The following is a 26,510-nucleotide window of genomic DNA, read 5'->3' as shown; positions in this document are numbered from 1 at the left end:
CGTGTCAGATGCACGGGGACCTGCTCAGGCCCCGAGGCGACACGTAGCGAAAGGGACGATGATGTCCATATCCGATTCGGAAACCCCTGCCTACGGTGCGACCCCCGCCGAACCCGCGCGGCGCACACGCAAGACACGGGTACCGCACCTGCGGCAGATGAAGGCCGACGGCGAACGCTGGTCCATGCTGACCGCCTATGACTACTCCACCGCCCGCCTGTTCGAAGAGGCGGGCATCCCGGTGCTGCTCGTCGGCGATTCGGCCGCCAACGTCGTATACGGCTACGACACCACCGTGCCCATCACCGTCGACGAGCTGATCCCCCTGGTCCGCGGCGTGGTCCGCGGCGCGCCCAACGCGCTGGTCGTGGCCGACCTGCCGTTCGGCACCTACGAATCCGGTCCCGCGCAGGCGCTGGCCACCGCGACCCGCTTCATGAAGGAGGGGCAGGCGCACGCGGTGAAACTCGAGGGCGGCGAGCGCGCGGCCGAACAGATCGCGCACATCACCGCCGCCGGGATTCCGGTCATGGCGCACATCGGATTCACCCCGCAGAGCGTGAACACCCTCGGCGGCTACCGTGTGCAGGGCCGCGGCGACGGCGCCGAACAGCTCATCGCCGACGCCATCGCCGTCCAGGAAGCCGGCGCGTTCGCGGTGGTGATGGAGATGGTTCCGGCCGAACTCGCCGGTCAGGTCACCCGCAAGCTCACCATCCCCACCGTCGGCATCGGCGCGGGCGTCGAATGCGACGCCCAGGTGCTGGTCTGGCAGGACATGGCGGGCTACACCAGCGGTAAGACCGCGAAATTCGTGAAGCGGTTCGCCGAGATCGGCGACGATCTGCGCCGGGCCGCCGCCGCGTACGCCGACGAGGTGCGGCGCGGGTCCTTCCCCGCTTCCGAACACAGCTTCTGATCGCCGCGCGGGCCGGGTCGGCGGGATCATCCGTCGGCCCGGTCCGTGCCTCGGCTTCGACGGCGTCCCCGGGCCGCTTCGGCCTCGCGTGTCCTCGGTCGCCGCTATCCGCACGCCCTCGGCCGCCTCTCTCGCGGGTCTCCCGACCGTGTGTGCCCGACAGCGTCCGCACCGGCCGTCCGCGACAGGGCGCGCACCGGTGTCGCGGAACGATGGCAGACTCGAAGCCGACAAATTCGACACGATCAGAGGTACCGATGCCCCATCGCCGATGGCTTCTCCGCAGCGCCCCGCTGGCGGCCGTCGCCCTGCTCACCGCCGCACTGACCGCGTGCGGGAGCACCGATGACCCGAATCCGACCGGGAATTCGGGCACGCTCACGACCACCGCCTCGCGGCCCGCGACCACCACCGGCGCCAACGCCACCGGAACGCAGAAGACGAGCCCGCAGGTCACCGACGCGGCGGCGGTCGCGCTGTGCGACGCGATCCGGCCGGAACTGTCCAACTTCCGCGTCCAGGGCCCGACGCTGGGTCGGGTCGGACTGAATCTCATCGTGCACCCGTGGGGTCTCCAGCACGGCATCGACGTACTCGGCAACAAGGCCGTCGTCGACACGGTCACCACCAAGAGCTGCCCCGATGTCCGTCAGCAGACCATCGAAGCGCTGTCGACACCGGATCTGGCCTCCGTGATCGTCGGCCTGTGATGCGCACCGTGTACCCGCCGATCGAGCCGTACGAGACCGGCACGCTCGACGTCGGCGACGGCCAGTCGCTGTATTGGGAGGTCAGCGGCAATCCCGAGGGCAAACCCGCGGTGTTCCTGCACGGCGGTCCCGGCGGCGGCACCGGCCCGCTCCAGCGGCGGTTCTTCGACCCGAATGCCTACCGCATCGTGCTGTTCGACCAGCGCGGCTGCGGGCTGTCCACCCCGCACCTCGCCGAAGGCGCCGCTCTCGAGACCAACACCACCTGGCATCTGGTCTCCGACATCGAAGCGCTGCGCACGCGCCTCGGTGTCGAACGGTGGCTGGTGTTCGGCGGCTCGTGGGGTTCGACCCTGGCGCTCGCCTACGCCCAGACCCACCCCGAACGCGTGACAGAGCTGGTGCTGCGCGGCATATTCCTGTTGCGGCGCAAGGAGATCGACTGGTACTACAACGGCGCGGCCGGCCGGCTGTACCCGGCGGAATGGGAACGGTTCCTCGCCCCCGTGCCCGACGCCGAACGCGGCGAGGACCTGGTCGAGGTCTACCACCGGCTGCTGCACTCCCCCGACCCCGAGGTCGCCACCGCCGCGGCCGTCGCGTGGTCGAGCTGGGAAGGGTCGACCAGTACGCTGCTGCCGCACCCCGACCGCGTCGCCGAGACCTCGAACCCGCGTTTCGCACTCGCCTTCGCCCGCATCGAGAACCACTACTTCCGCCACGGCGGATTCCTCGACGAGGCCCAACTGTTGCGCGACATCGACCGGATCTCCCACATCCCCGGCGTGCTCGTGCACGGGCGTCACGACGTCGTATGCCCGGCGGTCAGCGCCTGGGATCTACACCGCGCCTGGCCGGGATCGGTGCTGCACATCGTCGAGGACGCGGGTCACGCCGCCGACGAACCGGGCATCACCCACCACCTGGTCACGGCGACCGACCATTTCGCGAAAGTGAGTTGATCTCATGGGGGTCACCGCAGGAAAAGCACTGAACACCGCGCTGGGCGACGACGTCGACCGGTTGCTCGCCGCCGAACCCGACGTGCGCGCCGACGCCTACGACTCGGTGCACCAGATGCGCGTGGCGACGCGTCGACTACGCAGCGTGCTGCGCTCGTACCGGTCGCTGCTGCGCAAGGAGCCGGTGGCGCTGATGAACGACGAGCTGAAATGGCTCGCCGATCTGCTCGGCGTCGCCCGTGACGCCGAGGTGCGCGCCGAACGTTTCACCGCACTGCTCGCGGACAAGACGGCGGCCTCGGACCCGGCCGACGTGGCGAAGGCCACCGAACGACTGGTCACCGCCGAACGAGCCCGCTACACCACCGCGCACGCCGAAATCCTCACCGCCCTCGACGATGCGCGCTACCACACCCTGCGCGACCGACTCGTGCAGTGGCGCGGCGCTCCCCCGTTGCGCGGCGCCCGAGCGGCGGTGCCCGCGCCCGACTTCTTCGGCGTGGTGATGAACCGCGACCGGGAGCGGGTCGAGGCCATGGTGCGCTACGAGCCGACCGTCTCGGCGCAAGAGCGCGTCGAACTGCTGCACGACATCCGCAAGAGCGCCAAACGCCTGCGCTACTCCTGCGAGGCCGCCGAACCCGTGCTCGGTGAGGACGCGACCGCGATGGGGTCGCGGGCCAAGCGCTTACAGACAGTGCTCGGCGACCATCGCGACGCCGTCGAGTCGCGCGAGGCGATCCTCGAGCGCGCCGCCGAGGCCGAAGCCGACGGCGAGTCCCGCAAGATCTACGACCGGCTCGCCAAAGCCGAGCTGAAAGCGGCCGAACGCGAACTCGAGCGCTACCCGGCGGCCGCCGAAGCGGTGTCGTCAGCAGGGCGATAGTCGACGCGAGCTCATATCGCCCGTGCGGGCGCGAAGTGGCCTCGGCCGGAAGGCGGGATCGCCTGTCGCCGACACCACTTCCTTGGTTGTACGATATATCGTACAACCAAGGAAGGAAGTGATCACCGATGCCTTCGCTGCCGATCTCGAACGTGCGTCAGAACCTGTTCGGACTGGTGAAGCAGGTCAACGACGACCATGACCCGTTGACAGTGGTCACCAAGTCGGGCGAGAACGCCGTGCTGGTCGCCGAGTCCGACTGGAACTCGTTGATGGAAACGCTGTATGTGCTACGGACACACGGCGGTGCGGAACTGCTGAAGTCCGCACAGGACGCACGCGACGGCCTCACACAAGCCCGCGCCCTCATCGACCCCGACGAGGATGCACGGCGACATGCCTGACCGAAAACTGACCTTTACCGCCCAAGGTTGGCGCAGCTATTCGGCGTGGTTGGCGCGAGATCGGGCAGTGCTCAAAGCGGCGAACAAGTTGATCGACGCCGCGCTGACCGACCCGTTCGACGGAGTAGGCAAACCCGAGCCGCTGCGACACCAGCTGGCCGGGCACTGGTCGCGTCGGATCACCCAGGAGCATCGCCTGATCTACTACGTCACCGACAGCGAAATAGCGATCGTGCAGGTGGGCGGGCACTACGGCTACTGACGTGGCAGTCGACATCGCGCGAAGCGGCCCCGGCCGGATGGGCCGGGGCCGCTTCGAATTCGAGTCGGCAGGCGGAATTCGCCTACTGCAATGCCAGCATGGTGCCGTTCAACTCGTCGAACGGACCGAAGACGGTGAAGGTGACCCGGCCGTTCGGGTACGTCGACGACAGCGCCGCCGCCGAATCGAGGGCCTGGCCGAAGGACGACGCCGACGGGTGCGGCAGACCGGCGATAGCGTTACCGACATGACTGTCGTGCACCCACCGGGTGTCGGACGGACTCAGGTCGACCTGCACGCCACCCGGCAACGGGGTCACCGCGACCGCGCCGGCGGACCCCGCGCCGAGCGTTGCGAAAACCGATGCGGCTCCGGCGATCAGAGCGCCGAGAACCAATGAACGAACTACCCGCATAGAGTTGAGACCTGCTTCCGCGATCGAAGTGTGTGAAGGCTCGCCGCTGCCCTGCGGCGGGCCAAGCCAACAGGCAACACTCTATGATGTCGATCACGTTCTAGGCCAGCTCGGGGGGCGAATCCGTCCCCGACCCGCCGAACTGCGGCGCGCCGCGGCTGCCTGCTACCGTTCCCCGTCGGGGCGCCGCACCGGGTAGCCGAATACGCCCCGAACCAACCTCGTACGTCGAACAATTGGGAGTACCGCACTGATGTCATCGATCCTCTACGACTACCTGATGCCGCTGCTCGGTCCCGAGCAGGCCACCTACTGGGCGCAGGTACTCCTGGTCAACCCGGTCTGACCTCACAGTTTCGATCCACACAATGGTTGCCTCCCGTTAACCTCACGGGAGGCAACCTTCGTCAGTCGCCGCTAGCATCGCGCACCGTGACGAGAACTACCGCCGCGCTCGCGGCCTGTGCCTCCGCGTTCGCCCTGCTGCTCGCCGGTTGCGGCGACGACAGCTCCACCTCTTCCTCCCCGGCATCCTCCTCGACCGCCAAAGCGGCGGGCAATGCCGCCCAGGTCGTTGACAGCACCAAAGCGGGCACCTTCGTGGTCAGCTTCAAAGCCGCCTTCCCCAAGCTCGCCCAGGGCCGCACCGATGCCCAGATCAGCGACATCCTCAGCCAGACCTGCACGGACCGCAAGGCGGGCAAGGCCGAGGACGCCGCCGTCACCGCGCTGGTCGGTCGCTTGAAGAACGGTTCGACCGAAGCGACCAAGGAAGAGGCACAAGCCATCTACGCCATGGCGCAGATGATGTGCGGCTGACCGCACCGAAGCTGTCAGCACCGAAGAGGTGACACCGCGCCGCTCGCCGCACGGCGGGCGGCCGAATTCGACTCGAAGGGGGCGGACGAGCCGGCCTGTAAGCCGGATCCTGTCCCCGGCCGAAGCCGGGGGGCGACCATCCATCTGGACACACCGTCACCGGGTGCCTCGAGCGGTCAACCCGCAGGCTCGGGCGAGCAGCCCTCCAACACCTGCGCAACCGCACCGCGAACGGTGCGACCTTCGACCTTGCTCCGGGCGGGGTTTACCTAGCCGCCTCGGTCACCCGAGGCGCTGGTGCGCTCTTACCGCACCGTTTCACCCTCACCGCGCGACCCGCGCCGAAGCGCGGACCGCGGGCGGTCTGTTCTCTGTGGCACTGTCCCGCGGGTCACCCCGGGTTGCCGTTAGCAACCGCCCTGCTCTGTGGAGTCCGGACTTTCCTCGATATCGGGCAGCGGCACATCGTGCCCGTTCCCGACGCCGCGGTCGCCCGGCCGGCTCATCCGCGCACCAAGAGTACGCGATCATGATCGGCGGCGGTCCACGCGCCCGCAACCGACTCGGCGCCATGAATGACGCCGGGCAAACGGACTCGACGCGGCCGGATTCCACGGTCAACCGACCCGACGCGGGCAGGACCTGCCACGCAGCCGATCCGATACGACAGAAGCCCAGGGGCAACCAACCCGATGCGAGCACGAACTCGCGAACCGTCGACCCGCGGCGGCAACCGCCCCCGAGTAACCGACCCCAATGCTGTAAGCACCCCTCAGCAACCGACCAAGTACCGTAAATGCCCATGGAACGTGTCGAGGTAGGTTTCACGTCTGGCGGACAGCAGTGCGCGGCGTGGCTCTATCCCCCCGACGGCGTCCCCAAACCCCGTCCCCTGGTGGTGATGGGTCACGGTATGGGGGGCACGCGGGAGATGGGGTTGGACAGGTACGCGCGAAGATTCGCGGCCGCGGGCATGGCCGTGCTGGTCTTCGACTACCGACATTTCGGAGCGAGTCAGGGCACGCCCCGGCAGTTGCTGCACATCGCACGCCAACGCGAGGACTGGCGCAACGCGATCGCCTTCGCCCGCACCCTGCGCGGCATCGACAAGACCCGTATCGCATTGTGGGGCACCTCCTTCGGCGGCGGCCACGTGCTCTCCATCGCTCCCGAGGACGACTACATCGCCGCCGTCGTGGCGCAGGTGCCGTTCACCAGCGGCTGGGCCTCGGGAATGGCCAAGGGCCCCTTGAGTTTCACCAAGGTCGCCACCATCGCCACCACCGACGTGCTGTTCGGCCCGCTGCGGCGCAAACCGGTGCGCATCAAACTCGCGGGCCGCAAACGCGCCGCCGCCCTGATGAGCGCCGCCGACGTGCCGGAAGGCTACGGCCGACTCGCCGAGGAGAGCGCGAGCTGGGAGCCGAAAGTCGCCGCGCGCGTGGCATTCCCGGCCCTGTTCGACGCACCGGGCCGCCGGGCCAAGGCACTGAAGATGCCGGTGTTCTATGCCATAGCCGAACACGATTCGATCGCACCGCCCCGCCCCACCCTCAAGGCCGCCGCACGCACCAAACACGCGGTGGTCAAACGCTATCCGGTCGGACATTTCGACCTGTACTTCGACGACGTTTTCGAACAGGCCGTGTACGACCAGACCGAATTCCTGGTCTCGGTCCTACGTCCGTGACACCGCGCGCGGCGGGTCCCGGGGCGCCCGGGTCCGCCGCGAGGCGACTGCCGCGCCGGTCCGGCGCCGGCGATTACACGCCGACAACGACATGCGAAGCGCGGGCGCCAGAGCTCCTGTGTCCCCGGCACCGACTCGGTGCGCGCGGCTCCGAAACGCCCTCGTGCGGCCCACGACGCCACGGCATTCCGCGCGCCCGATACCCTGCGGTACCGTGGGAAGCGGTATTCCCGTCGATGGCCCCGATGCGCCGCGAAGCATCGCCACCATGAATCTCGTTCTCCCACGGGGAAAGGCATTCCCCATCCGCCCGTGAGCGCCGCGCGGGTCCGAACCCGCCGCGAACTACGCGGTCAGCGCCGCCGACGCGCCCACGGCTGCTGGAACCACCTGATCGCCGCCCCGTTGTGGCCCAAACACGGCGCCAACCTCGGCACCCTCCTGCGCACCTGCGACGCGGTGGGCGCCTGCCTGGCCGTCCCACGCCTGCCCTGGGTGCCGGCGGCCCTCGACCAGGGCAACACCCTACGCACCCGCTCCTGCGTGCACTGGATCGACGGACGCGTCGACCGCTGGCTGCAACGCCAGTCCCACGGCGGATCCGCACTGCTCGGCGTCGAACTCACCGACGAGTCCACCCGACTCGCCGACCTCCCGGTCGCGCGACGCCGCACCGTCATGGTCCTCGGCCACGAAAGGGACGGCATCGCACCGGAAGCCATGGAACTACTCGATCTCACCGTCGAAATCCCCATGGTCGGCACCGGCCACAGCCTCAACGTGGCGGTAGCGGGCTCACTGGTCCTCTACCGCCTCGCCGGACTGTCGTGAACCGCGCCGCATCCGCGACTAGGTTGGACCCCGGAGGTGGTGACGGTGGAAGACCCATCGATTCTCGAGACCCGACGGCTCGAATTGATCGCCCACGTGGCCCGAGCACGAAAAGAGCTGTCCGAACTACGCGACGCCTACGCCGAACTGCCGAACTCGGGCCTACTACTCGACACCGAGGGCATCGGCGCACTCACCACCCCCGCCTACTGCGTAGCGGGCGCCCGCGAGGTCCTGGAGGAAGCCTCCATCGAACTCGATGCCGCCGCCGACGCCTTGGACCGAGCGGGCACCTACACCAGCCGCCTCCGCACCGCCACGTTCTGACCTCGAACCCGCGTTCGGTCGGCTACCCGAACAGTCCGGCTCTCGAGTGTGCGTTCCGATGCGGACCGGGGCCGAAACGCGTTCACCGCCGCGGCCTTTCGAGGCGCGCGGCGGTGAACGCGGGGTGGCGGATCAGAGGGTGCGGAATCCGGCGCCTACGCCGCCCCTGGCGTTGACGGCGGCCAGGATGACGTCGATCGGGGCGAAGAACGCGGGCGAGTGGATCGGGTTGGCGGCCGAGGCGCAGGGCAGGTCGAAGCCGATGCCCGCGAGGCCGGTGAGCCTGCCCTGGTTCATGCCGACCAGTTTGTCACCGACGGTGACCGGACCACCGGAGTCGCCGGGCTTGGAGCACGCCTGGTTGATGGTGACCGAATCGTCGAGGTTGCCCCAGACCACGCCGCAGCCCGGTCCGCTGGTGCGGCCGTTGGAGCACACGGTTGTGCCCGGTCCGGGGGGTGTGCCGATTCCGGCGATGGTGGTGGCGCCGACCTTGCGCACCGGCTCGACCCGCTCCGGGTCGAATTGCAGAACGGCGAAATCCAGGCCTTCCCCGTTGTCGGAGTAGGCCACGACCCCGACCGCGCCCGCGGCGATGCCCTGCTCCGAGCCGAGCTTCGCGCCGGTGGGCGCGCAGTGTCCGGCCGTGAGCCCGACCAGGCGATTGGCGCTGTCGTAGCCGATCGCGGTGAGCGAACACGCGGAATTGTTGTCGAAGACGATGCCGGAGCTACCGCCGAGTACGACCTTGGCGGGCGCCGCCTGCGCGACACCCGCCACGCCCGCACCGACACTCGCGATGACGGCAACCGCGGCCGCCACCCCTCTGAATTTCACAGTGAATACTCTCTTTCTCGAAAAATTAAGGCCCGCACTCGATTCGGCCGGGTGCCGACCCGCCACACCATGGCGGACGCACGACCTACCCGAACGGCGGCCGTGCGCACTTATAGCGTCCACATCGATGGATCCCGCGAACCGCGGAAGTCTGGACCCCCAAATGCCGGTGAACAGATGGCGACGCCGCCCGCGACCGTCGAACCGAGGCGCACAGGCGAACAGGTCTCGGAATCTACAACCCCATTTGATCTTCGACCGGGCATTCACGGTAATCGCCGACCACATGGCCGGTCAATTCAGGTAGGAGGTGTCGTTGACCAACCGCACCGAGGCCCCGCCGTCGGGATAGAACTCCGCGATCGACAGCGACGCCAGATCCAGATGCAGCCGATACAGCAGCGACGGCCCGACCCCCAACGCCAGTTGCAACAGGGTCTTGATCGGCGTCACATGGCTGACCACCACCACGTTCGCCCCCGGATGCAGCGCGACCAAGTCGGCGCGCGCCGATTCCACCCGCTCCCGCACCTGGTCGAAACTCTCGCCGCCGGGCGCGCTCACCGAGGTGTCGCGCAGCCAACGCGCATGGCGTTCGGGATCGCGGTCGGCGGCTTCGGCGAAGGTCAGGCCGTCCCATTCGCCGAAGTCGGTTTCGATGAGCCCTTCCATCGGCTCGACCCGCACCCCGAGCGCCGTGCCGACGGCGGTCGCGGTCTCGATGGTCCGCCCGAGCGGAGAACTCACCACGGCCGCGATATCGCCCTTGGCCGCCAGCAGCCCCGCCGCCCGCTCGGCCTGTGCCCGCCCGATCGCGGTGAGCGGCGGATTCCCGCGACCCGAGTAGCGCCGCTGCACCGACAGCTCGGTTTGACCGTGCCGTAGCAACAGCAGTCTCGTCGGTCGCCCCGTTGCTCCGGTCCAGCCCGGCGACGTGTAATTCGGCGCCAACGACGCCCGATCAACTGCCCCGCCCGCCGTCCGCACGGCGACGCCACCGTCAGCCGTCCCCGGTACGCCATCGGCCGCGGTCGCGGATGCGCTCTCGGCTGCCCCAGCGGTCACACCATCGGCCGTCTTCCCTCGCGTGCGATCAGCCGCTTTCGCGGACCCACGATCGCCGTGGCCCGCCGCGCGCGCGGAACGAACCTCCCCGACCAGCGAAGCATCGTCCATCGCCGCGTTCGCGAGACGATCCGCGTGCGAGTTCTCGGCACGTGGAATCCACGTGAACGTCACCGTGTCGAAGTCGGGAACCAGCAGCCGCGCCCGCTCGGCCAGCGGGATCATCGACGCGTGTTTGACCTTCCACCGGCCCGACATCTGCTCGACGACCAGTTTCGAATCCATTCGCACGTCCACCACGCGCGCCCCGAGTTCGGCCGCCGCCTCGAGTCCGGCGATCAGCCCACGGTACTCGGCGACATTGTTCGTGGCGACGCCGATGAACTCCCTGCGCTCGGCCAGCACCGCCGCGTGATCGCAGTCGTAGACGACCGCACCGAACCCGGCAGGCCCCGGATTGCCCCGCGAACCACCGTCCGCTTCGACGATGACGTGTTCGTTGCCCACTACCCGAACTCCTCGCTCACAACCGCCTCGGGTCGTTCACAACCTAACCACTGCACCGCCGCCTGCTCGCCGAAACGAGCGAATCGGGCGGCACCGAAGGAATAGGTCACAGCCCCGATTCCTTGGTGCGCACCAGGATCGCACCGCATTCGGGGCAACGGACGACGGCGTCGGGCGCGGCTTTCGCGATCCGGGCGATCTCGCCGCGATCGAGTTCGATCCGGCAGCCGCCGCACCGGCGGGCCTGCAACAACGCGGCCCCGACCCCGTGCGCGGCGCGCTGGCGGTCGTAGACGGCGAGCAGGTCCACGGGCAGTGCTTCGACCAGTCCGCCCCGGTCGGTGTCGCAGCGGTGCTGCGCGACGTCCAGATCGGCCAGCGCCTCGTCGCGCAGCCGCCGCGCGTCGGTGAGTTCCTCGTCGGTCTTGCTCAGCCGCGCGCCCGCGTGATCGTGGTCGGACTCCGCGGCCTCCCGACGTTCCATCACCTCGAGGAGTTCGTCCTCGAGCACCGAGCGCCTGCGCTCCAGGCTGCCGAGTTCGTGCTGGATCTCCGAGAGCTGTTTGGCGTTGACCGAGCCCGCGGTGAGCATCCCTTTGTCGCGTTCCTCGCGTTTGCGGACCGCGTCGACCTCGCCCTCCAACTTCTTGATGTCGCGATCGAGGTCGTCGAGCTGGATCTCCACGGCCACCGCGGCGTCCTTGTGCGCGTTGCGCTCCCCCTCCAGCCGCGTGACCTCCTGCTGTTCGGGCAGGACGGTGCGGCGATGGGCGATCCGTGTCAGTTCGACGTCGACGGCGGCGAGCCTGAGCAACTTGGCCTGGATCGGTGGTTCGACATTCAACGGGGACAAACTCCCTGGATACGGTGCGCGGACGGGGAAAGCATCCGAACCGAGGGGTGCGAATGCCGATCCTCAACCGTACCTGTCTGCGCGGGTCCCGCGGTGCGGCCGTCCCGGGCTAGCTGCCCGCGGCGCGGGTCTTGATGGCGTCGCGGGAGATGTAGACGTCGAATTCGCCGGGTGTGGCGATCACCGCGTTGCCGTAGGCCGAGCGCACGAACGGTTCGGTGTACCAGGAGCCGTCGCGCATGTCGTCGAAGAAGTCGCGGTCGTCGCCGTTGACGAAGATGTGGTTCTGGGTGGTGGCGACGCCGTCGAGTCGCTGACCGTAGAGCCTGGTCACGCGGTATCCGGAGTGGAAACCCAGCGCGTTGACCCACGGCTCGAGTTCGACGATATTGGCCTGTAGCACCCACAAGTCGCCCTGCACCTGGTACTTCTCGGTGCGGTCGGTCTTGCCTTCGTCGTCGAAGAGGGTGAGTTCGACCTCGAGTTGATGATCTTGTCCGCCAACCTCTTTCACCACGACGTGGGCCGCCTTGATCTCACCGCTGAGCCCGAGGTAGGTCTGCATCAACGTGGCGACCCAGAGCAGCCCGCCCGCGACCACGAGTATCGCGAAACCGCCTATCCCCCGTCCGAGCAGGACCTTCGGTCCGCGTTTGCGCATCATCACCAGCGCCGAGACGATCAGCGCCACAGCGATCAGGATCAGCAGAATCAGGCCGATCTGCACGAACCCGAAGTCCACCGGGTAGTTCATAGCGGTAGTTGTACCCGGTTCGCCCGATTCGATTCGACCCGAATCGGGCGACACACCGGCAACACGCCGGCCGGAACCGAAATCATCGCGACCGAACGGTCATTCGGTGCCGTCCATCGTCCACGGATCGGTACGCAGCGACGAGACCCGCGTCCGTAGTTCCGGCAGCGCGCTGTCCACGAAGGCCGCCGCCTGTGCGCACCACGGGAATTCGGTCGCCCAGTGCGCGGCGTCGACCAACGCCGGGCCGCCCGCGCGCAGATGTTCGTCGGCGGGGTGATGGCGCAGGTCGGAGGTCAGGTAGGCGTCGACGCCCAGCCGCGACACCGCGCCGAGATACGAGTCGCCCGCGCCGCCGCACACCGCCACCGACTCGATCACCCGATCCGGGTCGCCCGCCGCCCGCACACCCCACACCGTCGCGGGCAGCGCCGCGCGCACCCGTGCGGTGAAGGCCAGCAAGGTCTCCGGTGCGGGCAGCGTGCCGACCCGCCCGATCCCGACGCCCGAACGCAGCGGCGCACGCTCGGTGACGTGATAAGCCGGTTCCTCGTAGGGATGCGCGGCGCGCAGAGCGGCGAGCACCGCCGCGCGCGCCGAGGGCGGCGCGACCACCTCGACCCGGTCCTCCTCGACCTGTTCGAGTTCCCCGACCCGCCCGAGCGCGGGACGCGCACCCGCCACCGGACGGAACTGCCCGACCGACGCGGACCGCACCGCGCACTCCCGATAGTTCCCGCTGCCGCCCGCCCCGGCCGCGAACAGCCCCGACAGCACCCGCTCGGTGTGCTCGCGCGGCACCTGCACCGTCCAGAGATCGACGGTGGCGGCCTGCTTCGGATCCAGCGGACCGGTGACAGTGAGCCCGAGCGCCGCCGCGAGCGCATCCGACACGCCCGGATCGGCGGAATCGGCGTTGGTGTGCGCGGTGAACAGCGCGCAACCGGCGCGGACGAGTTCGTGCACCAGCGCACCCTTGGGCGTATTCGCCGCCACCGAATCGACGCCGCGCAACAGCAGCGGATGGTGCACGACCAACGCCTGCGCCCGCCAGTCGATCGCCTCCGCAACCACCTGCGCCGTCGCGTCGACGGCGAACAGCACCCGGCGTACCTCGTCGCCGGGATCGCCGCACACCAACCCGACCGAATCCCACGACTCAGCGAGCCTCGGCGGATACGCCGCGTCCAACACCTCGATGAGTCGCGCCAGCGTCGTCACCATCCGCCTCTCCCAGCTCCGTCCGACCGTCCCCACCGATCCTCCCGCATCGGCCGCCACTCCTCGGTGCCGCGGTCACCGGCCACACCGCGAAAGCTCACGAGATCGGCGACCCACAGGTCAGGCGTCGAGGCGGACGGCGAAGGTTTCGATGGCGGCGATCAGGCGATCCACTTCGGGTTCCGCGCGGACCGCGACTCGCAGGTGGTTCGGTCCGAGGCCGGGGAAGGTGTCGGCGCGACGGACGGCGATGGCGCGGCGGGTGAGATGCTCGCGCAGCTCTTCCCCGTCGGGGACGTGCAGCAGCAGATACGGTGCGTGGGCGGGAGTGTGCACGGTCACCCCGAGTTCGGTGAGGCGCGGGATCATCGCGGCGCGCTGTCGGGCGATCTCAAGCGCGCGCACGCGGGTCTCGGCGACGGCTTCGGGGGTCGCTGTGGCGGCGATGGCCGCCACCTGGAGCGCGCCGAGCGGCCAGTGCGGCCTGCCGTGTTCCAGACGGGCCAGCACCTCCGGCGCGCCGAGTACGTAACCACAGCGCAGACCCGCCAGAGCCCAGGTCTTGGTGAGACTGCGCAGCACCAGGATGTCGGGCTCGGCGGCCACCGACTCCGGTTCGTCCACGATCGCGTCGGCGAACGCCTCGTCGACCACCACCGTGCGACCCGGCCGACGCAGCGCCCGCACGGTGGCGGCGGGATGCAGTACCGAGGTCGGGTTGGTCGGATTGCCGAGCACGACCAGGTCCGCCGCATCGGGCACGGCCGCCGGATCGAGCGCGTAGGGCGGTTCGAGCACGACCCGCGTCACCGCGATCCCCGCCTGCCGCAGCGCCAGCTCGGGTTCGGTGAACGACGGATGGATCACCGCGGCCAGTCGCGGCGCGAGCTTCGGGAGCAAAGCGAAACCCTCGGCCGCGCCCGCGAGCAGCAGCACCTCCTCCGGCGCGCGCCGGTGTCGCGCGGCCACGGCGGTGCGGGCGGCGAGGTCAGCGGCGGGCGCGGGGTAGCGGCCGAGGTCGTCGAGGGCCGCCGCGAGACGGGCGCGCAACCAGTCGGGTGGCCCGCCGCCCCGCACGTTGACCGCGAAATCGAGCATGCCCGCGCGCACGTCCACATCGCCGTGGTGACGGAGTTTCGCGTAGTCGACGGGGTCGGGAGACACGATCCAACACCCTACGTGGCGCCGTAGTAGCCCGACCGGACAGAATGGCTGTCGTGGGTCAGCTGCACGTCACATTCATCTGCACCGGGAACATCTGCCGGTCCCCGATGGCGGAGAAGATCTTCGCCCATCGCCTCGACGAGGCGGGGCTGTCCGAACGGGTCCGGGTGAGCAGCGCGGGCACCAACGGCTGGCACGTGGGCGACGACGCCGACCCGCGCACCACCGCAACCCTGCGCAAACACGGCTATCCGGTGGGTCACGAGGCCGCGGTGCTCGACGCGGGCCACCGCGCCGCCGACCTGCTCGTCGCGCTCGACCGCGGCCACGACCGTGAACTCGCCCGCCTCGGCGTCCCCACCGACCGGCGACGGTTGCTGCGCAGCTTCGACCCCGACGCCGACGGTCCCGACGTGCCCGACCCCTACTACGGCGACAGCACCGATTTCGAACGGGTCCGCGCCCAGATCGAGGCCGCCGTCCCCGGCCTGCTCGACTGGGTGCACATCGCACTCGGCGAGGGGGCCCGCTGATGCGACGCTTCGGATTCCTGCTGCGCCCCAGCTGGTTCATCCTCGCGGGCGTGGTGATCGCGTTCGCCTACCTGTGCTTCACCGTGCTCGCGCCGTGGCAGCTCGGCAAGAACACCTCGACCTCGCACCGCAACCAGGCCATCGCCGATTCGGTGCGCGCCGACCCCGTCGACATCACCTCCGTGATCGAGGGTTCCGGCACCGACACCGAGTGGCGACGCGTCACCGCGGACGGCGCCTTCGTCCCCGAATCCACGCTGCTCGTGCGGCTGCGCCACCTGGACGGCGCGCCGGGTTACGCGGTGCTGGCCGCCTTCAAGACCACCGACGGCCGCATCCTGCTCGTCGACCGCGGCCTGGTCGCCGCCGTCGCGGGCAGCACCCGTCCGCCCGCGATCGCGGACCCGCCCGCGGGACCGCAGCACATCGAGGGCCGCGTGCGCGTCTCCGAAGGCGTCGTCCCCGATCGCGCACCCCTCACCGAAGACGGTTTCCGCCAGGTGTATTCGATCGACACCACCCAGGCGATGACCGTCATCGGCCTGCCGCTGACCACCATCCCCGCCGGTGATCGCGGCGGCTACCTCCAGCTCTCGGAGAACCAGCCCGGCGCCTTCACCCCAACGCCCCTCCCCCAACTCGACGCGGGCCCGTACCTGTCCTACGGCCTGCAATGGCTGGCCTTCGGCATCATGGCCCCCCTCGGCCTCGGCTATTTCGTCTGGGCCGAAATCCGCGAACGCCGCAAGGACAAGGCCGCAACCGACGGACCCGCGCCGACCCCGCGACAGACACCGCAGAACCGCCTCGCCGACCGCTACGGTCGCGACAGAACCTGAGATCCCGCGCGACGTGCGGCATTATTCTCGCGGCGGGCGCTCCGCCCTGAACCACCGTTGCCCTGACCACCGGCACCCGTTGGCGTGCTTCGCACCGCACCTACCGCAGCGGTGCGACACTGACCGTCCACTTATCCATCTACGACACCTGAACGACGCAGATCCGGCACCGTCGAACCGACCTCGCCCCGGCATGCGACGCACCTCCGTACCGAGACCGCATCGTCGCCGGAAGGACATTCCCGCCGAACATCCGCCGTCGAACGTGGGTTCACGACCGCCGGAACCGCGTCACGCCGCACGCCGGAATGCGATGCCGACCGCGACCACGACGGCGGCGATCTGCACGGCTTCCGACATCCGCACCGCGCGCCGCAGGTCCGGCACCGCCGGAGCGGGGCCTTCGCCCAGTGTCGGACGCATTTCCACGCCGTGCCGATACTCCGTCCTGCCGCCGAGCCGGACGCCGAGCGCACCAGCCATGGTCGCCTCGACCACTCCCGCGTTCGGGCTCGGATGTCCACTCGCGTCCCGGCGCCACGCCCGCAGCGCGTCGGCGGGGTGACCGCCGACCATTGGAGCGAGCGCCGCGGTCAGCACCCCGGTGACGCGCGCGGGCAGCAGATTGGCGACATCGTCGGTGCGCGCCGCCGCCCACCCGAAGCGCAGATAGCGCTCGTCGCGGTAGCCGATCATGGCGTCGAGAGTGTTCACCGCGCGATAGCCGAGCAGTCCGGGCACACCGGCGACCGCTCCCCACAGCAGCGGAGCGACCGTCGCGTCGGAGGTGTTCTCGGCGATGGATTCCAGTGCGGCACGGGCCAATCCGTCGGCGTCGAGCACCTCGGGATCGCGCCCGCACAGCGACGGCAGCAATTCGCGCGCACCCGCGAGATCACCGGATTCCAGCCGATCCGCCATCTGCCTACCCGCCTTCGCGAGGCTGCGCCCACCCAGCACCGTCCAGGTGGCCAGCGCGACAGCCACCACCGCACCCCGGCGCGCGACCATACCGATCCCGAGCACCGCCCCCACCGCGAGCGCCTCGTGCACCACCCCCGCCGACCTGCGATCGGCATACGTCCGGCGCTCCAAAGCCACTGCCGCCGAGCCGAATCCGGCTACCGGATGCCCGCGCCGCGGATCCCCGAACACGCGATCGAGCGCGAAGCCCACCGCCAGCCCGACCGCCGTCGAAATCCCCTTCCGCACCCGGCGAGAGTATCGGCTCCGCGAAAACCCCCGTGCGCACACCCGTAGCCGGAGACTTAGGGAGTCGGTTCGACGGAGACAGCAAGCAGCGCGACGAGGGCGAGACCGATGCGGCGGCACACCCAACGGTCGACGGCTTGGTCGGAGGACGCGGCCCAGGAGGCGGTGCGGGCGAGGCCGATGCGGTGGTACGCCCAACGGACCATCCGAGGCGAAACGGCATGACATGTGCGCCGCACGTCATGGGAATGAAATGGCACGGGCGAAGGTAGAACACCCGTATGAGACTCGACGACACGGCTCGCGCACTCATCGGCGACGGCGCGGAAGCCACCCTGGTGACCTTGAACCCCGGCGGTGACCCGCAGGTCAGCGTGGTGTGGGTGGCCTTGCGCTCCACCGAGGACGGCGACGAACTGGTGACCGCCCATCTCGGCGAATACAAGAAGGTGCGCAACGTCCGCCGCGACCCGCGCGTCGCGGTGACCGTTCTCGCCCAAGAACGCGACGCGGTCATGCGCCCGTACCTGGCGATCACCGGTTCCGCGCGCGTGGTCGAGGGCGGCGCGCCGGAACTGCTGGCCGATTTGGCGAAGACCCTCGTCGGCCCCGACGCGGTCTTCCCGCCGCCGGACGCGCCGCCGGGATTCCTGACCCGCATCCGCATCGAGAAGGTCGGCGGCATCGGTCCCTGGACCTCCTGATCCGCGCGGATGTCACACTCGCGCGGCGGACGTCGTCTCCCCATCGACGCTCCCGCCCCGAACGACCCCCGCCGGGTCGTCCCGACCGAACGGTGACCGCTGTGAACTCCGACGAGCCCGCGACTCCCCTCGACACCGCCGAACTCGCCCGACGTTTCGAAGAGCACCGCCCCTACCTGCGCCGACTCGCCTACAGCACCCTCGGCAGTCTCGCCGACGCCGACGATGTGGTGCAGGAGGCGTGGCTGCGGTTGCAGCGTCACCACGAGGCGGGCCGGGCCGTCGAGATCGAGAACCTGCGCGCCTGGCTGAGTACCGTCACCGGCAGGCTCGCGCTCGACCAGCTCGGCTCGGCGCGCGCCCGGCGCGAACAGTATGTGGGCGATTGGCTACCTGAGCCGCGGGTCACGACCACCGACGATCCGGCCGACCGGATCAGCCAGGACGAGCGGGTCACCACCGCGTTGCTGGTGGTCCTGGAATCGCTGTCCCCCGCCGAGCGCACCGCTTTCGTCCTTCATGACGTGTTCGGCATGAGCGGTCCCGAGGTCGCCGAGGTCGTCGGCCGCACCCCGGCGGCGGTGCGCCAACTGACTTCGCGCGCCCGCAAACACGTGGAGGACGGCACGCCGCGCTTCCCCGCCGGCGCCGACGAGCAGCGCAAGGTGGTCTCGGCTTTCGCGCTGGCGTGGCGCTCGGGTGATCTGAGCGCCCTGCTCGGCGTTCTGGATACCCACATCAGCCTCACCGCCGACGGCGGCGGCAAGGTGCCCGCGATCCGACAGGCCGTGCGCGGCGCGGAACTCATCGCGAAACTGCTGCTCGGCTGGTATCACGCCCCCGCGGCCAAGGGCGGCTGGGGCCGCGCGGTCCTGGTCAACGGCAGACCGGGCCTGATCGTGTTCGACGGCAACCACGCGGGCGTGTTCGATTTCACGATCGACGCGGGCCGCATCACCGCCATCACCGTGGTCCGCAATCCCGACAAGCTGCGCGACCTACCGATGGACGGCGAACCCGACTGGTATCTGAACGACCCCTCCTGAACAGCCCGGCAGCAACGCCTTGAACGGGTTCCGACCGCGTCGACCACCACCACCGCCGCTGACCCGTACGCGACGGCGACTTCGACCGACAACAACCGCCCCCCCATCGGCAGCGAGACCGTGGCCCGAGATCCGAGTGCGTTTCGCAGGCCCGCCACCGACACGCTTCGGCGCCGACCCGAACAGCTTCACCCGACCGCACCGACCATCAGGTCCGCCGCGAAACCGTGCGCGACGGCGACTTCCCGACCGGCGCGGCGATGAACTCGTGCGCGATACCCGGTGCGTCCCGACGCCCGCCACCAACGCGCGCCTGCCCGAACGGTTTCACCCGACCGCGTCGACCGTCGGCGCCACCGCGAACCCGTGCGCCGCGGCGACTTCGACCGACAACAATCGCCCCCCGTCGGCGGTGAGACCGTGCCCGAGATCCGGGTGCGTCTCGCAGGCCCGGCGCCAGCCCGCGTCGGCGATGGCCAGGATGTAGGGCAGGGTCGCGTTGGTGAGGGCGACGGTCGAGGTGTGCGGGACCGCACCCGGCATGTTGGCGACGCAGTAGTACAGCGAGTTCGCCACGGGATAGGTGGGATTCGCGTGCGTGGTCGGTCGTGAGCCTTCGAAGCAGCCGCCCTGGTCGATGGCGATGTCGACCAGCACCGATCCGGGCCGCATCCGCGCCACCAGGTCGAGGGGGATCAGTTTCGGGGCGCGCGCACCCGGAACCAGCACCGAGCCGATCACCAGGTCGGCGGCGAGCACCGCGCGTTCGATCTCGGCGGCGTTGGAGGCGAGGGTGGTGAGCCTGCCGTGGTGTCGACTGTCGATGTCGCGCAGCCGCGCCGGATTGGTGTCGAGGACGGTGACCCGCGCGCCCATGCCCGCCGCCACCGTCGCCGCGTTGGTGCCCGCGACCCCGCCCCCGAGCACCACCACTTCGGCGGGCCGCGTGCCCGGCACCCCGCCGAGCAGCACGCCGCCACCGCCGAGCGGCGCCATCAGGTGATACGCGCCGACCTGCGGACCGAGCCGCCCGGCGACCTCGCTCATGGGCGCGAGCAACGGCAGCGTCCCGTCGGCGGCGCGCACCGTCTCGTAGGCGATCGCGGTGATCCCGGACCGCAGGATCGCTTCCGTGCACGCCAGCGACGCGGCCAGGTGCAGGTAGGTGAACAGCACCTGCCCCGACCGCATGCGCGAATACTCCGATTCGACGGGTTCCTTGACCTTCAGCACCAGTTCGCTGTCGGCCCACACCTGTTCCGTCGACGGTGTGAGGCGCGCCCCCGCCGCGGCGTAGTCGGCGTCGGAGAAGGCGGAACCGACGCCCGCGTCCGCCTCGACCAGTACGTCGTGGCCGTGCCGAACCAATTCCCCCGTGCCCGCGGGCGTCAGCGCCACACGGAACTCCTGCTCCTTGACCTCCCGCGGAACTCCGATCCTCATAACGCCATCGTCGCCCACCCGCGACGGCTTCGCCACGAAGGCGCGCGGGACGGCGGCGCCCCGAACGCACCCGAATACCGACCGGTTATGTTGCCTTCATGAGGATTGAGCTCGGCGGTTTCGCGCCACAGATCGATGAAAGCGCCTGGACAGCGCCCACCGCGACGGTGATCGGGCGCGCCCGCTTGGGCGCCGAGGTCAGCATCTGGTACGGCGCGGTGGTGCGCGCGGATGTGGAGGACATCACCATCGGCGCGCGGACGAATATCCAGGACGGTTGCGTCCTGCACGCCGATCCCGGTTTCCCGCTGCTCGTCGGTTCGGGTGTTTCGGTGGGACACAACGCGATTCTGCACGGCTGCGTGGTCGGCGACGACGTGCTGGTCGGCATGGGCGCCACGGTGCTCAACGGCGCGGTGATCGGCGCGGGCAGCCTGATCGCCGCCAACGCCCTGATCCCCGAGGGTGCGCGGATCCCGCCCGGCTCCCTGGTCGCGGGGGTGCCAGGCAAGGTGCGCCGAGAATTGAGCGAGGCCGATATCGACGGCATCCGACTCAACAGCGCCGTATACGTGCACAACGCGGCAGTGCACCGCGAAGCCACCGGATCCCGTGATCGCGATAGGTCATGACTGTGATGCCATTACCGCCGTGTGATACCTCGCACAATGGCCGAATGGCCCACGAAACGGCCTGATAACCTCTGTCTTGCGTGCCCGGCGTCGCGGGGGCTCTATGCCGAGACGTTTCGTCCAGCGATGTCGCTGAAGTGAATTCGCGGTAGCGAATCGCGAAGGCGGCCCCCGAAGGGTGGCCTGGCGTTGCGTGCGGGCAGGAGGTATCACGGTGTCGTACGGAAATTCGAGTATGCACCGGCCGAAGGGGCGGATCAGTGTCGCGGATATCGCGGCACAACCCGGCGGCATCGAGGCATTACAGCGTCGAGTTCACGAACTACGCTCCAGGGGCGTGGATTTCGCGGCCAACGCCATCGAGCGAGAAATGGCCGATCTGGATCTACCGAGTCGATAGCCGATTCGCGCCGTTCGGATCGCGGCGCGTGGCGATACGGTGAGATGATTCGTACACCTTCCACTCAGCGGATCATCGAACCAGGTCGCGGCAGCACGCGGCGGTGGAATAATGATCGTCCGCCCCGCGCTGTCCGCGCGCGCATGCCGCGCACCCGACCGACTGGAGATCCGATGCCGTCCATCCCGTCCATGCTCCAGCGGATCCTGGACAAACCTGTCAGCGACGGTGAGATAAAGGTTCTGGAAAGCGCGCTGTCGGCCTTCCTGGACTTCGGGATCAAACGCACGAGCATGGGTGAGATCGCGCGCCGCGCGGGCATCAGCCCCGCTACCCTCTACCGGCGCTTCGAATCCAAGAACGACCTGGTCGAAGCCGTCAGCCTGCGGGAGGCGCAACGCTTCGTCGCCGAGATCGACAAGCGCGTGCAGACGGTCGAGAGCACCGAGGACCAGCTCGTCGAGATCTTCGTCGCCTTCATCGCGTCGATGGCGGGCAACGAACTGCTGCGCCGCCTGCTGCGCACCGAACCCGACCTGATCCTGCCCCGCCTCACCACCGAAGCGGGCCCCATCCTCACCGTCGGCCGCACCTACCTCGCGGAGAAGCTACGCGAACTGCGCCCCACAGACCGCGACTTCGACCCCGACCTGGTCGCCGAGATCATGGCAAGGCTCGCCCTCTCCCTCGCCCTCACCCCCGACGGCCTGATCCCCCTCGACGACATCGACGCGGGCCGCGAATTCGCCCGTCGCACCCTGCTGCCCATGGTGGTCGCCCACGGCGCGAGCTGAACCGTCGTCGCGGACTACTCGAACACCGCACCCGAACTCGACACCACGACGCCCGAATCCGCCACCCCGGCCGAGCCTCGCGCCACGACCGAGGCCGGCTCCACACCCGAACACGACACCACGCCCGAACCCGACACCACAGCCGAGTCCGATGCCACAGCCGAGTCCGATGCCACCGCGTCCGCGACCACGCCGAACGCCGCGCCGACCAACTCGTCCAACAGCGCTCGCGCCTCGTCGTCGAAGGCGCGTCCTCCCATCAACTCACCGACCAGCTCGACGATCTCGGCCGCGGCGGCCGAACTCGGATCCGGTAGCGGCAGCCGCGAAACGTACTGGGTGATCCACCGCCGCCTGCCCGAATACAGGCGGTTACCGCAGACCGCGTCGTAGAAGCGCACCCCGAGCGTCGAATTCGCCACGCCCATCAGCAGATACGCCATGCGTTCGCTACCCAGGTCCGCCAGCGAGATCCAATAGCAGTCGCCGTTCACCACGGCCCCCGAACGATCCAGCGCGAACCGGGGACGCTCGCTGATATCGGGGAAGACGACTTTGGGCGCCCGCCACAGATGCGGCCGCTGCGGCACCCAGATCTCGAACCAGTCGCGACCGCTGTCGAGCACATAGCGCCGCCCCGCCAGCACCTCCTCGTGCGCCCGCAGATAGGCCGAGGCCGCGGGGAATCGCGCCAGGTCCACCGGCGTCCGCCGGGGCACGGAAGTGTCGTAGGGATACAGCACGCGGGTGTCGCGGGTCCGCGCGAGCCGCCACGGCGCCAGGTCGTGGTGGGTGATCAACGGCAACAACAACTCCGGCTCCGGGCACGGCGACGCCTGCTGCCACCGGTCGGAGATGAACACCCGGTCCGCGGTCGTCTTGATGCCGACCCGGATGCGGCCGACCTCGCCGAAATCGCGCCAGGTGCGGTCCTCGATATCGGCCAGCCAGGAGTCCAGATTCGGGCGCGACATCCGCCAGGTGCTCGCCGCGCGCGACGCCGAGTCGGTGGCGGCGTCGGCCCACAGCTTGCCCACCTCGACCGCGAACACCCGGCCGTTGTGCGCGACCCGGCCCCCGGTCGCACCGGTCAACGCCTCGAACAGGTCCGCGCTGGAATCGGTTTCGACCTCGGGCGCCTCGTAGGCGGAGACGAAGCGGCACTCCGGTCGCGCCCGCGTGCGGGTCGCGATGGTGATGGCGGGCAGGACCGCGGCCTCGAACAGTTTCGTGTCGCCGAGATCGTAGAGTTCGACCGGCGCGAGTTCGCCGCGCAGGATCGCGCGGATATTGGCCCCCGCGCGCGTGGTGAGGAACCGGTTCGCGCACAGCAGCCCGAGCGCGCCGCCGGGGCGCAACAACCGCGGCGCCACGGCCACGAACGGATGGGTGAGGTCGATACGCCCGCGCAGTCCGAAACGCCGGGCGAGCATGCGCGCCGTGGCGCCGCCCAACTGCTGGGTGCGCACATACGGCGGGTTGGTGATGATCACGTCGAAACTGCCGTCGGCCAGCCGGTGCGACTCGGCCAGGAAATCCCCCGCGTGCCAGGTGATCTCGATCCGCGCCGCCGCGGCCCGCTCGCGAGCCACCTCGAGGGCGTTCTCGTCCAGATCGAAGCCGGTCGATTCCACGCGCACATCCGGCAGCCGCGCGGCGATCTCGCGGTGCAGCGACAGCAGCAGTTCACCGTCGCCGCAGGCAGGATCCAGGACTCGCAGCGCACCCGATAAGTCCGGTCGCGGCAGGTTGGCCAGCAGCCGTCGCGCGAGGAAACGCGCGAGCGCGGGTGGCGTGTAATGCCTGCCGTGACGCTTGCGGGTGGCGCGGGCCTCGGAACGCGACGACGCTTCGGGTCGCGACGATCCGGCCCCTTCGGACCCCATGGCTCGGATTCTGCCGGCCGCCCCGACGGCCCGACCCGGTTTTGCGATGTGGGCCCGCGCACGGATTTCGGGCAGACTGCGAGGGTGAGACTTCGTGAAATATGGACACGGAGCCGGGGGCGGACGGCGCGATCGACAGACTCCCCCCGGCCGAGATACGTGCCGAGCGGGCGACTGGTGCTGCGCGTCGGCGCGGCGACGGCGCTGATCGCCTGCCTGGTCGCGGGCGCCGCGATCGGGTGGGTGCGCTACAGCGCCTCGGGTCACGAGTACAGCGCCGACGCGGTGCCCGCCGCCGATGTCGCGATCGTGTTCGGCGCGCAGATCTACGCGGACGGCACCCCGTCGCCGTATGTGCAGGCCCGCCTGCAGATCGGGCAGCGACTGCTGGAATCGGGCCGGGTGCGTGCACTGCTGTTGACCGGCGACAACGGCACACCCCACTACGACGAACCGACCGCCATGCGCGACTACCTGATCCGCCGCGGCGTGCCCGCCGAGAAGATCGCGCTCGACTACGCCGGATTCGACACCTACCAGTCCTGCACGCGGGCCAAGCGCATCTTCGGGGTGGAGCGCGCGGTGGTGGTGAATCAGGATTTCAGCATGGCGCGCACCATCGCGCTGTGCCGTTCGGTAGGGGTCGATGCCGTCGGCGTCGCCGATCACGGGCAGCCACACAACGGGGTGTACTGGAAGTGCTGGATCCGCGACCAGCTCGCCGCGACCAAGGCTGCGGTGGCCATGATCACCCGCCCCGATCCGACCTTCCTCGGCGATCAGGAGACCAGCGTCCGCGACGCCATCGCCGCTGACCCGCGCTGACCCACCGAAACGGTTTCGAAATGAGACCACCGATGCTAGATTTGGTCTCGAAATAGAACCACTTGCACGGAGGGGTTGGCCGATGAGCCCGACCGAAACACACACCGACACCTACGCCGTCCTGCGCGACCTGCTCGACCAGCGCTGGACCTGCCGCCAGTTCACCCAGCGGCCGGTCGACCGCGACACCATCGAAACCCTGCTCCGCCTCGCCCAGCGCACCCCCTCCTGGTGCAACACCCAGCCCTGGCAGGTCACGATCACCGAAGGCGAAGGCACCGAACGCTTCCGCACCGCCCTGCTCGACCACATCACCACCAACACACCGCGATCGGACATCCCCTTCCCCACCCGATACGACGGAGTCTTCCGCGACCGCCGCCGCGAATGCGGCGCGCAACTCTACGAAAGCGTCGGCATCGCGAGAGACGACAAGGCCGCCGCCCTGCGCCAAACCCTGCGCAACTTCGCCCTTTTCGACGCACCGCACGTCGCGATCATCACCACCGAGGCCGACCTGGGCCCCTACGGCGCCCTCGACTGCGGCCTCTACCTCGGCAACTTCCTGCTCGGCGCCCAGAGCCTCGGCCTCGGCGCGGCGCCGCAAGCCGCCCTCGCCACCTACTCCCCCTTCCTCCGCGAGCACTTCGCCATCCCCGACAACCGCCAGATCGCCGTCGGCGTCTCCTTCGGCTACCCCGACCGCGACCATCCCGTGAACACCTTCCGTACCACCCGCGCCGACATCGACGACGTCGTGACCTGGCACACGGATTGAGCGCCCTCCGGTGTCGGTGGGTTCTGCCACCATGCCGCCATGACATCAGCAGATCCCTCGGCCCCCTTCGAATGGCTCAATGCCACTGAACACCAGCCGAATCCACTGGGCGAGCGCGCGGAGGTAGTCGCATCGCGGCCGACATGATCCGCGCGAGTTGTGCACGCGCGGCCGTGAATCAGCCCGCGACCCGCCCGGACTCCGACGCCACCTCACCGGTAAGACCGGGCCCAGGCAGCGGTTCGACCTCACGCGCCGTCAAAGCCGCACCGCAGCAATCACATTCGAGGTGGACACGCGCCTCCCCCGTGCATCCGCGATGACGGTATTCCACCGGCGCACCCTCCGGGGCCATGTGCGCGTCACCCCAATCCCGGATCGCCATGAGAATCGGATAGAGGTCGTGTCCCTTCGGCGTCAGGCGATATTCCTCGTGCGCGCCTACCGCGGCCTTCTGTTTCACCAGGATTCCGTGCTCGATCAACCGATCGAGCCGATCCTGGAGGCGACTGCGGGAAATACCGAGCGCGCTCTGGAACGCGTTGAAACGCCGCACGCCCGCGAAACAGTATTTCAGGATCACCAGCGTCCACCGGTCGCCCAGAATCACCAGCGGCCGCGTGATCGAACACGGCTCATCGGCAAGGTCCTCGTAACGCACTCCCCGATGCTACCCAGCGCACGATTCCAGCAGGTCACATCGCGACCTGTTCACCTCGCGAAACGAGCCGTGGGGCCCCCGCCGGGGGGCGGGGGGCGACCGCCGGCCACCCGGGTGAGCCACCCGGCCAG

At 69.4% G+C, this 26,510-nt stretch carries 31 protein-coding genes and 1 other RNA gene; 19 read left to right on the top strand and 13 right to left on the bottom strand.

Annotated features, from left to right (window positions below; translation table 11 throughout):
• Positions 1 to 61: 61 nt before the first annotated feature.
• The 6 genes from panB (at position 62) to IT779_RS27260 (ending at position 4,143) form a co-directional block, all read left to right on the top strand.
• Positions 62 to 919, top strand: a complete 858-nt coding sequence (gene panB / locus IT779_RS27285) for a 3-methyl-2-oxobutanoate hydroxymethyltransferase (RefSeq protein WP_196152301.1) — start codon at positions 62 to 64, stop codon at positions 917 to 919.
• A 257-nt stretch (positions 920 to 1,176) separates the two neighbouring features.
• Positions 1,177 to 1,629 carry a hypothetical protein gene (locus IT779_RS27280; RefSeq protein WP_196152300.1) on the top strand — a complete coding sequence of 151 codons (453 nt, stop codon included), beginning with the start codon at positions 1,177 to 1,179 and terminating at the stop codon, positions 1,627 to 1,629.
• Positions 1,629 to 2,591 (top strand): prolyl aminopeptidase, encoded by a 963-nt coding sequence (pip, locus tag IT779_RS27275; protein WP_196152434.1) that lies wholly within the window; start codon positions 1,629 to 1,631, stop codon positions 2,589 to 2,591. Before IT779_RS27280 ends, pip begins: the two co-directional genes overlap by 1 nt.
• Before the next feature lie 4 nt (positions 2,592 to 2,595).
• On the top strand, positions 2,596 to 3,477 hold the full coding sequence (locus tag IT779_RS27270; RefSeq protein WP_196152299.1) for a CHAD domain-containing protein: 882 nt from the start codon (positions 2,596 to 2,598) through the stop codon (positions 3,475 to 3,477).
• Positions 3,478 to 3,605: 128 nt separating this feature from the next.
• Positions 3,606 to 3,881 (top strand): type II toxin-antitoxin system Phd/YefM family antitoxin, encoded by a 276-nt coding sequence (locus IT779_RS27265; protein WP_196152298.1) that lies wholly within the window; start codon positions 3,606 to 3,608, stop codon positions 3,879 to 3,881.
• Complete coding sequence (locus IT779_RS27260; protein ID WP_196152297.1) at positions 3,874 to 4,143, top strand: Txe/YoeB family addiction module toxin; 270 nt, start codon at positions 3,874 to 3,876, stop codon at positions 4,141 to 4,143. The genes IT779_RS27265 and IT779_RS27260 overlap by 8 nt, the downstream gene beginning before the upstream one ends.
• An 82-nt stretch (positions 4,144 to 4,225) precedes the next feature.
• Here IT779_RS27260 and IT779_RS27255 read toward each other — a convergent pair whose 3' ends face one another.
• Complete coding sequence (locus tag IT779_RS27255) at positions 4,226 to 4,558, bottom strand: hypothetical protein (protein ID WP_196152296.1); 333 nt, start codon at positions 4,556 to 4,558, stop codon at positions 4,226 to 4,228.
• Positions 4,559 to 4,990: 432 nt separating this feature from the next.
• Here IT779_RS27255 and IT779_RS27250 point away from each other — a divergent pair, with 432 nt between their 5' ends.
• Entirely contained in the window at positions 4,991 to 5,377 is a 387-nt protein-coding gene (locus IT779_RS27250) for a hypothetical protein (RefSeq protein ID WP_196152295.1), read from the top strand.
• A gap of 82 nt (positions 5,378 to 5,459) precedes the next feature.
• Here IT779_RS27250 and rnpB read toward each other — a convergent pair.
• An RNA gene (gene rnpB, locus IT779_RS27245) (RNase P RNA component class A) lies at positions 5,460 to 5,882 on the bottom strand.
• 297 nt (positions 5,883 to 6,179) lie between these two features.
• On the opposite strand from rnpB, the gene IT779_RS27240 reads away from it, so the two are divergent.
• The 3 genes from IT779_RS27240 (at position 6,180) to IT779_RS27230 (ending at position 8,225) form a co-directional block, all read left to right on the top strand.
• On the top strand, positions 6,180 to 7,067 hold the full coding sequence (locus tag IT779_RS27240; RefSeq protein WP_196152294.1) for an alpha/beta hydrolase: 888 nt from the start codon (positions 6,180 to 6,182) through the stop codon (positions 7,065 to 7,067).
• A gap of 312 nt (positions 7,068 to 7,379) precedes the next feature.
• Positions 7,380 to 7,898 carry a TrmH family RNA methyltransferase gene (locus tag IT779_RS27235; RefSeq protein ID WP_196152293.1) on the top strand — a complete coding sequence of 173 codons (519 nt, stop codon included), beginning with the start codon at positions 7,380 to 7,382 and terminating at the stop codon, positions 7,896 to 7,898.
• Between the two features lie 45 nt (positions 7,899 to 7,943).
• Positions 7,944 to 8,225 carry a hypothetical protein gene (locus IT779_RS27230; protein ID WP_332838985.1) on the top strand — a complete coding sequence of 94 codons (282 nt, stop codon included), beginning with the start codon at positions 7,944 to 7,946 and terminating at the stop codon, positions 8,223 to 8,225.
• A 132-nt stretch (positions 8,226 to 8,357) separates the two neighbouring features.
• Here IT779_RS27230 and IT779_RS27225 read toward each other — a convergent pair whose 3' ends face one another.
• The 6 genes from IT779_RS27225 to cobC form a co-directional block, all read right to left on the bottom strand.
• Positions 8,358 to 9,062, bottom strand: coding sequence for a S1 family peptidase (locus tag IT779_RS27225; protein WP_232542149.1), 705 nt, complete (start codon positions 9,060 to 9,062; stop codon positions 8,358 to 8,360).
• A gap of 294 nt (positions 9,063 to 9,356) precedes the next feature.
• Entirely contained in the window at positions 9,357 to 10,634 is a 1,278-nt protein-coding gene (locus IT779_RS27220) for a bifunctional RNase H/acid phosphatase (protein WP_196152291.1), read from the bottom strand.
• Positions 10,635 to 10,740: 106 nt separating this feature from the next.
• Positions 10,741 to 11,478: a zinc ribbon domain-containing protein gene (locus IT779_RS27215; RefSeq protein ID WP_196152290.1), complete on the bottom strand. Its 738-nt coding sequence runs from the start codon at positions 11,476 to 11,478 to the stop codon at positions 10,741 to 10,743.
• A gap of 118 nt (positions 11,479 to 11,596) precedes the next feature.
• Entirely contained in the window at positions 11,597 to 12,241 is a 645-nt protein-coding gene (locus IT779_RS27210) for a hypothetical protein (protein WP_196152289.1), read from the bottom strand.
• Positions 12,242 to 12,340: 99 nt separating this feature from the next.
• Entirely contained in the window at positions 12,341 to 13,465 is a 1,125-nt protein-coding gene (locus IT779_RS27205; protein ID WP_196152288.1) for a Nif3-like dinuclear metal center hexameric protein, read from the bottom strand.
• A 117-nt stretch (positions 13,466 to 13,582) separates the two neighbouring features.
• Positions 13,583 to 14,626 carry an Rv2231c family pyridoxal phosphate-dependent protein CobC gene (gene cobC, locus IT779_RS27200; RefSeq protein WP_196152287.1) on the bottom strand — a complete coding sequence of 348 codons (1,044 nt, stop codon included), beginning with the start codon at positions 14,624 to 14,626 and terminating at the stop codon, positions 13,583 to 13,585.
• 44 nt (positions 14,627 to 14,670) lie between these two features.
• Here cobC and IT779_RS27195 point away from each other — a divergent pair, with 44 nt between their 5' ends.
• Positions 14,671 to 15,159: a low molecular weight protein-tyrosine-phosphatase gene (locus tag IT779_RS27195; RefSeq protein ID WP_196152286.1), complete on the top strand. Its 489-nt coding sequence runs from the start codon at positions 14,671 to 14,673 to the stop codon at positions 15,157 to 15,159.
• Complete coding sequence (locus tag IT779_RS27190; protein ID WP_196152285.1) at positions 15,159 to 15,998, top strand: SURF1 family cytochrome oxidase biogenesis protein; 840 nt, start codon at positions 15,159 to 15,161, stop codon at positions 15,996 to 15,998. The genes IT779_RS27195 and IT779_RS27190 overlap by 1 nt, the downstream gene beginning before the upstream one ends.
• 291 nt (positions 15,999 to 16,289) lie before the next feature.
• Here the strand turns inward: IT779_RS27190 and IT779_RS27185 are convergent, their stop codons facing one another.
• Together IT779_RS27185 and IT779_RS27180 are read right to left on the bottom strand one after the other, a co-directional pair.
• Positions 16,290 to 17,210, bottom strand: coding sequence for a cobalamin biosynthesis protein (locus IT779_RS27185; protein ID WP_196152284.1), 921 nt, complete (start codon positions 17,208 to 17,210; stop codon positions 16,290 to 16,292).
• A gap of 56 nt (positions 17,211 to 17,266) precedes the next feature.
• Positions 17,267 to 17,416, bottom strand: a complete 150-nt coding sequence (locus IT779_RS27180) for a hypothetical protein (RefSeq protein WP_196152283.1) — start codon at positions 17,414 to 17,416, stop codon at positions 17,267 to 17,269.
• Positions 17,417 to 17,491: 75 nt separating this feature from the next.
• Here IT779_RS27180 and IT779_RS27175 point away from each other — a divergent pair, with 75 nt between their 5' ends.
• Together IT779_RS27175 and sigJ are read left to right on the top strand one after the other, a co-directional pair.
• Positions 17,492 to 17,914 (top strand): TIGR03618 family F420-dependent PPOX class oxidoreductase, encoded by a 423-nt coding sequence (locus tag IT779_RS27175; protein ID WP_196152282.1) that lies wholly within the window; start codon positions 17,492 to 17,494, stop codon positions 17,912 to 17,914.
• 101 nt (positions 17,915 to 18,015) lie between these two features.
• Complete coding sequence (gene sigJ, locus IT779_RS27170; protein ID WP_332838984.1) at positions 18,016 to 18,960, top strand: RNA polymerase sigma factor SigJ; 945 nt, start codon at positions 18,016 to 18,018, stop codon at positions 18,958 to 18,960.
• A gap of 327 nt (positions 18,961 to 19,287) precedes the next feature.
• Here sigJ and ald read toward each other — a convergent pair whose 3' ends face one another.
• Positions 19,288 to 20,403, bottom strand: a complete 1,116-nt coding sequence (gene ald / locus IT779_RS27165; protein ID WP_196152280.1) for an alanine dehydrogenase — start codon at positions 20,401 to 20,403, stop codon at positions 19,288 to 19,290.
• A 98-nt stretch (positions 20,404 to 20,501) separates the two neighbouring features.
• Here ald and IT779_RS27160 point away from each other — a divergent pair, with 98 nt between their 5' ends.
• From IT779_RS27160 to IT779_RS27150, 3 genes are all read left to right on the top strand, one after another.
• Complete coding sequence (locus tag IT779_RS27160; RefSeq protein WP_196152279.1) at positions 20,502 to 21,035, top strand: gamma carbonic anhydrase family protein; 534 nt, start codon at positions 20,502 to 20,504, stop codon at positions 21,033 to 21,035.
• 235 nt (positions 21,036 to 21,270) lie between these two features.
• Entirely contained in the window at positions 21,271 to 21,435 is a 165-nt protein-coding gene (locus IT779_RS27155) for a hypothetical protein (protein WP_198428981.1), read from the top strand.
• A gap of 173 nt (positions 21,436 to 21,608) precedes the next feature.
• Positions 21,609 to 22,229: a TetR/AcrR family transcriptional regulator gene (locus IT779_RS27150; protein ID WP_196152277.1), complete on the top strand. Its 621-nt coding sequence runs from the start codon at positions 21,609 to 21,611 to the stop codon at positions 22,227 to 22,229.
• Positions 22,230 to 22,243: 14 nt separating this feature from the next.
• Here IT779_RS27150 and IT779_RS27145 read toward each other — a convergent pair whose 3' ends face one another.
• On the bottom strand, positions 22,244 to 24,115 hold the full coding sequence (locus IT779_RS27145) for an Eco57I restriction-modification methylase domain-containing protein (RefSeq protein ID WP_198428980.1): 1,872 nt from the start codon (positions 24,113 to 24,115) through the stop codon (positions 22,244 to 22,246).
• 159 nt (positions 24,116 to 24,274) lie between these two features.
• Here IT779_RS27145 and IT779_RS27140 point away from each other — a divergent pair, with 159 nt between their 5' ends.
• A complete protein-coding gene (locus IT779_RS27140; RefSeq protein WP_198428979.1) occupies positions 24,275 to 24,940 on the top strand; it encodes a SanA/YdcF family protein in 666 nt (221 codons plus the stop codon).
• 82 nt (positions 24,941 to 25,022) lie between these two features.
• On the top strand, positions 25,023 to 25,718 hold the full coding sequence (locus IT779_RS27135; RefSeq protein ID WP_196152275.1) for a nitroreductase: 696 nt from the start codon (positions 25,023 to 25,025) through the stop codon (positions 25,716 to 25,718).
• A 178-nt stretch (positions 25,719 to 25,896) separates the two neighbouring features.
• On the opposite strand, the gene IT779_RS27130 is transcribed toward IT779_RS27135, so the two are convergent.
• Positions 25,897 to 26,379, bottom strand: a complete 483-nt coding sequence (locus IT779_RS27130; protein WP_196152274.1) for a winged helix-turn-helix transcriptional regulator — start codon at positions 26,377 to 26,379, stop codon at positions 25,897 to 25,899.
• Between the last annotated feature and the right edge of the window lie 131 nt (positions 26,380 to 26,510).

The sequence above is a fragment of the Nocardia bovistercoris genome (assembly GCF_015674855.1).
Taxonomy (GTDB): Bacteria; Actinomycetota; Actinomycetes; order Mycobacteriales; family Mycobacteriaceae; genus Nocardia; species Nocardia bovistercoris.
This window is presented reverse-complemented; position numbering and strand designations above follow the sequence as displayed.

Excerpts from the sequence above, each read along its gene's own strand:
- IT779_RS27265 (WP_196152298.1), top strand. The coding sequence starts at position 3,606 with ATGCCTTCGCTGCCGATCTCGAACGTGCGTCAGAACCTGTTCGGACTG.
- IT779_RS27280 (WP_196152300.1), top strand. The coding sequence starts at position 1,177 with ATGCCCCATCGCCGATGGCTTCTCCGCAGCGCCCCGCTGGCGGCCGTC.
- IT779_RS27145 (WP_198428980.1), bottom strand. The coding sequence starts at position 24,115 with ATGGGGTCCGAAGGGGCCGGATCGTCGCGACCCGAAGCGTCGTCGCGT.
- ald (WP_196152280.1), bottom strand. The coding sequence starts at position 20,403 with ATGAGGATCGGAGTTCCGCGGGAGGTCAAGGAGCAGGAGTTCCGTGTG.
- IT779_RS27180 (WP_196152283.1), bottom strand. The coding sequence starts at position 17,416 with ATGGTCCGTTGGGCGTACCACCGCATCGGCCTCGCCCGCACCGCCTCC.
- IT779_RS27135 (WP_196152275.1), top strand. The coding sequence starts at position 25,023 with ATGAGCCCGACCGAAACACACACCGACACCTACGCCGTCCTGCGCGAC.
- IT779_RS27255 (WP_196152296.1), bottom strand. The coding sequence starts at position 4,558 with ATGCGGGTAGTTCGTTCATTGGTTCTCGGCGCTCTGATCGCCGGAGCC.
- IT779_RS27150 (WP_196152277.1), top strand. The coding sequence starts at position 21,609 with ATGCCGTCCATCCCGTCCATGCTCCAGCGGATCCTGGACAAACCTGTC.
- IT779_RS27155 (WP_198428981.1), top strand. The coding sequence starts at position 21,271 with ATGCACCGGCCGAAGGGGCGGATCAGTGTCGCGGATATCGCGGCACAA.
- IT779_RS27260 (WP_196152297.1), top strand. The coding sequence starts at position 3,874 with ATGCCTGACCGAAAACTGACCTTTACCGCCCAAGGTTGGCGCAGCTAT.
- IT779_RS27270 (WP_196152299.1), top strand. The coding sequence starts at position 2,596 with ATGGGGGTCACCGCAGGAAAAGCACTGAACACCGCGCTGGGCGACGAC.
- IT779_RS27240 (WP_196152294.1), top strand. The coding sequence starts at position 6,180 with ATGGAACGTGTCGAGGTAGGTTTCACGTCTGGCGGACAGCAGTGCGCG.
- IT779_RS27160 (WP_196152279.1), top strand. The coding sequence starts at position 20,502 with ATGAGGATTGAGCTCGGCGGTTTCGCGCCACAGATCGATGAAAGCGCC.
- IT779_RS27210 (WP_196152289.1), bottom strand. The coding sequence starts at position 12,241 with ATGAACTACCCGGTGGACTTCGGGTTCGTGCAGATCGGCCTGATTCTG.
- pip (WP_196152434.1), top strand. The coding sequence starts at position 1,629 with ATGCGCACCGTGTACCCGCCGATCGAGCCGTACGAGACCGGCACGCTC.
- panB (WP_196152301.1), top strand. The coding sequence starts at position 62 with ATGTCCATATCCGATTCGGAAACCCCTGCCTACGGTGCGACCCCCGCC.
- IT779_RS27190 (WP_196152285.1), top strand. The coding sequence starts at position 15,159 with ATGCGACGCTTCGGATTCCTGCTGCGCCCCAGCTGGTTCATCCTCGCG.
- IT779_RS27175 (WP_196152282.1), top strand. The coding sequence starts at position 17,492 with ATGAGACTCGACGACACGGCTCGCGCACTCATCGGCGACGGCGCGGAA.
- IT779_RS27195 (WP_196152286.1), top strand. The coding sequence starts at position 14,671 with ATGGCTGTCGTGGGTCAGCTGCACGTCACATTCATCTGCACCGGGAAC.
- IT779_RS27205 (WP_196152288.1), bottom strand. The coding sequence starts at position 13,465 with ATGGTGACGACGCTGGCGCGACTCATCGAGGTGTTGGACGCGGCGTAT.